This window comes from Paenibacillus sp. P3E (assembly GCF_001909045.1).
Lineage (GTDB): Bacteria > Bacillota > Bacilli > Paenibacillales > Paenibacillaceae > Paenibacillus_AQ > Paenibacillus_AQ helianthi.
This window is the reverse complement of record NZ_LVWH01000051.1, coordinates 1-6,484: the sequence shown is the minus strand read 5'-3', so window position 1 is coordinate 6,484 and position 6,484 is coordinate 1. Positions and strand designations below refer to the sequence as shown.

The window sequence follows — 6,484 nt, the reverse complement described above, 5'->3', positions numbered from 1 at the left end:
GCGACAAGCAGTCCGGTATCTCGCCACTTGCAGAAGCGACTGTAGACCGTTTTCCATGAACCATAGCGTTCCTCCGGTAGATCGCGCCAGGCAGCACCACTTCGAGCGATCCATAAAAAAGCATTAAACATGGTTCTTTCACTTAATTTTGACGGACGCCCTGTTTTGTAGGGTGGAAACATGTCCTTAATTTGTTCCCACTGTTCATCGCTTATTTCGTACCGTCTTTGAATCATGCTTGACGCCCCATTCGTTTTCTCAAATCTTACCATGTTATTTAGTTTTCAGACACATCCTAATTCTTTTGAAGTAAATTCACCTTGTTCCATCGCATTTTGTAATTCGTATATACTTGCTTCTTCTATATCCAAATTCATCAGATTAAAGGGATCCTTCATATTCAAATCACGCCCCATCAGAAGTGTTATATTGTTTATTGCATTCAATAATACCACGATGGATAGACAATATAATCAGGATAAAATAAACATAATTAAACTATGCTGCCCGTTAGTGGAATAAAATCTGTTTGTAATCTATGGCACAGTTCATGCAACTTTTTTTACATATGAAAGCTGCTCGGCTAGGAACTTCGCCGTTTCTTAATTCTCCTTCTATACATACCATGTTTCGAGGGGGTGATACACTATGGCAAATCCGGTTACCATAGGCTCCAATTGTATTGCACAAATAGGAAGTAAATTTTTTCTAATATCTGAAATTGAAGCGAAAACGACAGGGGTAGAAATAGACCCGATTTTCGCGGTTAGAACGACTACTGAACAAGCACGCCGTCTAATACGTGCGGGTGTAATGCGTTGCAAAATTCAAAATACTGTTCCAAGACCAACCCGCGGAAAAGAAGTTGAGCTTAAAGGAGTACTGTTCGCCAATGGGCAGATCTTTTCAGTATTCGACGTTGAGAACTCTACCGATGTAGCAGTGCTCGTTAGAATAAATGTGGCTCAAGCACAAAGACTGATTAGTAAAGGGGCACGCATTATTAAAGTAATTCGCCGTCCTTTTAAATGAATCTAACAACCCCCATATTTTAACAGGAGAATAGTAGTAGCAAGTCCTTTTATATAAAAGAGCTGCACTAAACTGCCCAATTAGTAAAGAAAAACAAAAGCGGTTCCCGCAAGAAACCGCTTTTTCTATCTTTTTCAGTTAGCTCTAAGCCATCGAGTAGTAAATACTTGCTAATTGTCGTAATTGTCGAAAGTGCGAAGTAACTTATAGTTTAATTTATCAAATTCTCTCATGAGATCTACGGCATTTCTAGAATATTTACTTTGTATATAGAACCTGCTGCAGGTATAAAAAAGGGACCATACTAATTCTTTTGAAACCATTTCTTCTTTATGAATGGATTCCTTGTAGGCATCCAACGTTGTATGAAGATGTTGAATCAAGCCGTGATCAATCAAAGCATTCCCATTTCCGCCTCCGTTCCCCCTTAACTTCACATAAAGGTCTGTACATATTTCCTTTAGGTCCTTCTCCAAGTCAGGTTCCACATGATACCTCCATTCTCAAATTAATTCTTATTTCTATCTTACCATTGACGGAACTATCCTTCCTCTATGAGGAATTGTGTTGAATTCTATTTATATCTGCCTGCCGGACTGAATTGAGCCCGAGGCGTGAATATTGTGTTATGTGAAGAACTATGGACTTTATTGAGTCAATTTACAAAAACTAATCAACAAATTACCACTCCCTCCATTCTTCTGTAATATCTTGATCCTCCTCAATTTCTAATCCAGCTAGCCTAGCTGGCTTGTCAATAAAATCAGCCAATTCTTCACGCTCCATCGTTTCAATAAAATAGCCATTGTCCTCATTCATTTCATTAAACGTAACTACAATTTCTTCCACAGCCTTCATAATACTCTCAGGATGTTTAGTTTCTTGTAATAATAATAATCGGTTTATAAATTTATCCAGGACTTTATCAGACATTAGTAATCTCTCTTTCGTAAAAAACTCATCTCCATCTACTGACATTCTCTCATTCCATAATTTAGCTGGTTTTTCGTTAAATAAGTTTTGTAACGTCATTGAGCATATCCCTCATTTCCTTGTTTTTTAATGGTATTTCACATAACGTTTCTGTCTTTATGACATCCTGGGTCGGTTTAAAAAAACATCCGAGTCATCGCATTTTTTCACTTCCATCATGCCCAGTCAATATCCAATTAATATATCCATATTTTACTTGTCATCATTTTTGCAAACAAGTATTCTCTTCTGTTTTCTCACCCACCAGTGTGTTCCAAAAGCAACTTTTCCCCCTTGTATCTTTAGTAGAAGAAAATAAGCAAACAAAATGCATAAGCTCAAAATTTAATTGGACTAAATCAAAGAAATCTCACATCCATTATCCTGCCCATTAGCTTAAAGAAAAGCAACCGATCTTTTGAGCGGCTGCCTACTTGTTCCTATTGAATTAACGTTTTCCGTTAGTTGAGTCTAACAAATCTAATTATTGCTTTAGTTTTTACACTAAACTTGTTCATGCATATAAGGGAGTCAACGGAACAGGGTAACATCAGCGCCTAACAAGGCTAAACAAATTGCCTTCTTACCGTGAGAACCAAGTAGATAGAATACTTTCTTACCTGATGGATTACCTATGTACTTCAACCAATACCTTAAAGGGTGCCGAGGATCTGTTTTTAACGTTTGAGCAAATTCATTAGGAGATCCATGGTACTGTACCCAAGCCTGATAAGCTTTCCTTTCCCAAGCAGCCTTATTGGTAAGCGCAAATTTTTCCTACATATAGCCTCCTAGATAAATATTGTATTAGCGCTCGCTTATTATACTGCACTGGAATTAATTGTAAATGTAAATGATTGTACGGTCCTGCTGTTCCACAAATCTGCCGTTACTTTCAAAGAAAAAAGCAGACTGCCAATGCAATCTGCTCATTTCCGCTTATTACTAGGAAGATTCTTTAATTAAGTTGTAGAAAACGTATGATTTCACCATCAATTATTTCATCGCTAGCCCTCTGAAACCCTAAGGATTCATATAGGTTCCCAGCAATCAAGTTGTCAGGTTTGTGCCCGATCATTAATTTGTTACAACTATTCCCACTCATAAGATCAATTAATTTTTCCATTGCTAATTTGCCATAACCATTCCCTTGATGATTCTCATCAATCATGAGTGCAGGTATCCAGTGGTTACCGTCTTCGTCGGGGGTTTTACAAAAGACCATAAATCCGACTAGCAACGCCTCAGAATATATTGCACGCAACTCAAAATCATGAACGTATTTAGATTCTGCGATCCAATAGACAACAGGAGCTGGAAACACACTTTTTTGTTCTTGCTTTACATTTAACTTGGTACAATCGTACCAGTTCTCAAATGATACTGGCTTTAATTCAATAACCACATAAATTCCTCCGGAATTTTGATATCACAGAGGAATTCCTCTGCGACTATAATTGAACTTCCTCCCTAACAACCGTGACAGCAAAAATATTCTTCATACCTCATCACTCCCTTCAATAATGGACACTCATCCAATAGTATACTACTAATAAATTTTTTGCGATTAGTATAAAACTGTTATAAAAAAGATGTCGTGAGTCCTGTCTTAGTCTGATCATACGCCACGTTATAGTGACCTTTAGTTAAATAAGAGCAGCCGATCGCGTTTACTGACCGGCTGCCTTATCGTGTTTGAGCTAGCGTTTCGTTAGCATAACGGGATTTCGAGTTGCAAGTCAGCAAGGATATTTCCTAATTCTTGCCGAGCAACTCCATCTAAACTTTTTAGCGGTAACGGAAGACTCGGATTGTTGATCAGCCCCTGAATTTCCGCAATTGTAGCAACGACGTGTAAACTACCATACTTTTGAAACATCTGCCAAAGAGGGGCAAGAAAAGCAGATTGTCTCTCAGCATTGACCGAATTCCCGCCCAGAGCAGCACGGGTTATACTTATGCAAATATCAGGATACAAACCACCAAGTACAGAGTACCATGCCTCGCATCCAGCAGTTAAACCAACCACTGCATACGGATCTCCACTAGTTCCTATAGAAACATCCTTTGGTATATGGGCACGTAGTTGTTCCACTCTCTGCTTAGCAGAATCGAAATCCGGTACCCCGGGTATCTTTATGGAATGGACTATTGGTAACCGCGCAATATGCCCATGCAAATGATCACTGAACCGGAATTGAGTTGTACTTGGGTTATCGTACACACACAATGGTATAGAAAGAGATTTTGTTACTGTCTCATACAGTGAGAACACCTCGTCATCAGTAAGTTGCTGATAGGAAACTGGCGCTAGGAGTACAGCATTCGCCCCTGCCTTCTGAGCATCTTCGGCTAATTGGAGAACATCACGTGTACGTAAAGCACTAATTCCAATCATTATTGGTATCCCCTCGGCGTACTCAATTGCGAGTTGAGTAACACGCAGTCGTTCTTCCCGATTGAGATAAACATAACTACCAGTCGACCCTAAAACTCCAATTGAATCTACTCTTGCTGAGGCTAAACGTTTGAGTAATTGCACTAAAGCCATCTCATCTATTCCGGTCTCATTCATTGGAGTAAGAGGAAATGCAGATAAACCTGTAAACATAATAAATACAACCTTTCAAAAGTAAAATGTCTTTTATTACGAGCATAAACCTCTCAAAAAAGATTAGAAGGTACAATTTTCATTTATTTGACTAGGCCAGTCTATTTTAATCTTCAACGTATCCTGCCCTTTACTTCAATGAAAAAAGCAGACTGCCAATGCAATCTGCTCTCATTTCCGCTATCGTTTCCCATTAGCGCAATTGGAAAAGCCCCTCTAAGTAGCGTTCCCACCTTCACGAACCTTCCGGGGTTTAGTCTTCTCTTTCTCGATTAATCCACAATTACTAAGTTTTTATAATATGAGCCATCGCCGATGTTATCAGCGGACAACCATTCATAATAGCTTAATCCTAGTTTATTTGCGATAAAATAAGCTGGAGGCTCTTCACCAACATCTTCCGCTAAATCTAAAGCTTTTTCCAAGTCTTCAATTGAATTACCTTGCTTAATAATTAATTCTCTAAGGAGAACTATATCAAGCTTATCTTTCTCAATGAATAGTTCCTCAGTCCAATCGCATTTATATGTAGATATGAGTTCATCCTTCTCAAAAAATGATAGTGCCCATCCGTGATCTTCCATATATGAATAATGAACTAATAAGCCTGGATTTAGCGATACAATCGCTTTCCGGATACCAAATGCCGGTCCCTTAACAATGAAAGTCACCCAACCATTAGACTCAGGGAAAACAAATCCTTTATTGTTTGAAGCTCTAATTAATTCAACGGCTTTTTGCTGATCGCTTGTCTGTAAATGATAACTTGCACTAAATTCGCTCATCATTCAGCTCCTAGTAAGTTTTTTATAGCGTACCAACACGTTCTCTTTTATGCCTACAAGCTCAATGGTTTTTTAACCGTTCTGCTGAAATGAAGCAGAGAATTCATCAATAATTTCTACTACTTCGATTTGTCCGTTGATCAATAGCTCAGGAAGTTTGTTATGTATATTGCCTTTCCAATATTCTCTGGCTTGTTCGATTTTTTGGGAAAAAGGAATTGCATCTTCCTTTGGTAGAAGATTACCGTCACCTTCAAAAATATTCCCAATGACCCGAAGTTTAACGATCTGCAGAACTTTTCGATGGTACGCATCGAATAGTTCTTTCCATTTCTGAGCGTCTTCATAGCTCTTCGCAGCATATAAGCAAGACAACCGTGAAGGATATTCTGGATATTCCTGCAATCTAACCATCTCACATATGGCTTCTCTAATAGCCCTGATTGTCTGCCCCATATATCTGATTGCTACATCTGCATTCTCTTTATCCATCTTTAAGCCGTCATTTGTATAATGACCATGCAAAATTTGAATCATATCTTCACCTTTAGAATTCATCTGTTCCTTCTCAAAAAAGAAGTGATATAAGGTGTTTTGTTGATTTTTGTCAAAGCTAATGATCTGCCCGAGGTCCATCTTTTTCCTAGTGACAATGTGATAAACATACAACTCGCTTCCTTGCATGGACTCCCCCCTATTCACCATAGTTAACATAGGTAAATTCGGCATTTACCAGCATTATCCTGCCTGTTCGTGTGCCTTGCGGTCAGTCTATCCCACAGCATAACAGTAGGGTAAGACGAGGGATTACTCCCTCGGACTCCCCGTCAAACCGTGCATGCGGATTTCCCGCACACGGCTTTCCTTCGTCAGTTCCCCATCTTCAGGAGTGAGTTTCCTTCATCCGTCGCCGGATTGCTTATTTCACTCCTGAATTAGGAACGTGTGGTGAGTAAGCTTGTTAGAAATACCATTCCGGCTGATTCCAGTACTTTGTTTGGTATCAGCCGGTTTGACACCGTAGATCTCTTTTTGCGCATAAAGGCTCGCACCCTCATTCGCGTCCATTGATCCAGACGTTCAA

8 protein-coding genes are annotated in these 6,484 nt (G+C 39.1%); 1 reads left to right on the top strand and 7 read right to left on the bottom strand.

Going from position 1 to position 6,484, the window contains the following annotated elements; translation table 11 throughout:
- Nucleotides 1-182 (bottom strand): transposase (locus A3842_RS06810; RefSeq protein WP_371915987.1); only part of this gene is annotated, 182 nt, incomplete at its 3' end.
- A 466-nt stretch (nt 183-648) separates the two neighbouring features.
- On the opposite strand from A3842_RS06810, the gene A3842_RS06805 reads away from it, so the two are divergent.
- Nucleotides 649-1,032, top strand: a complete 384-nt coding sequence (locus tag A3842_RS06805) for a hypothetical protein (RefSeq protein ID WP_074085887.1) — start codon at nt 649-651, stop codon at nt 1,030-1,032.
- 170 nt (nt 1,033-1,202) lie between these two features.
- Here the strand turns inward: A3842_RS06805 and A3842_RS06800 are convergent, their stop codons facing one another.
- From A3842_RS06800 to A3842_RS06775, 6 genes are all read right to left on the bottom strand, one after another.
- A complete protein-coding gene (locus A3842_RS06800; RefSeq protein WP_074085888.1) occupies nt 1,203-1,520 on the bottom strand; it encodes a hypothetical protein in 318 nt (105 codons plus the stop codon).
- Nucleotides 1,521-1,713: 193 nt separating this feature from the next.
- Nucleotides 1,714-2,064, bottom strand: a complete 351-nt coding sequence (locus A3842_RS06795) for a hypothetical protein (protein ID WP_074085889.1) — start codon at nt 2,062-2,064, stop codon at nt 1,714-1,716.
- Nucleotides 2,065-2,962: 898 nt separating this feature from the next.
- The gene (locus A3842_RS06790) at nt 2,963-3,409 is read right to left on the bottom strand and encodes a GNAT family N-acetyltransferase (RefSeq protein ID WP_143186180.1); all 447 of its coding nucleotides are present in this window, start codon (nt 3,407-3,409) and stop codon (nt 2,963-2,965) included.
- A 306-nt stretch (nt 3,410-3,715) separates the two neighbouring features.
- Entirely contained in the window at nt 3,716-4,615 is a 900-nt protein-coding gene (locus tag A3842_RS06785; protein ID WP_074100857.1) for a dihydrodipicolinate synthase family protein, read from the bottom strand.
- A 272-nt stretch (nt 4,616-4,887) separates the two neighbouring features.
- Nucleotides 4,888-5,400, bottom strand: coding sequence for a hypothetical protein (locus A3842_RS06780; RefSeq protein ID WP_074100856.1), 513 nt, complete (start codon nt 5,398-5,400; stop codon nt 4,888-4,890).
- Between the two features lie 72 nt (nt 5,401-5,472).
- On the bottom strand, nt 5,473-6,084 hold the full coding sequence (locus A3842_RS06775; protein ID WP_074100855.1) for a DUF2441 domain-containing protein: 612 nt from the start codon (nt 6,082-6,084) through the stop codon (nt 5,473-5,475).
- Nucleotides 6,085-6,484 lie beyond the last annotated feature (400 nt).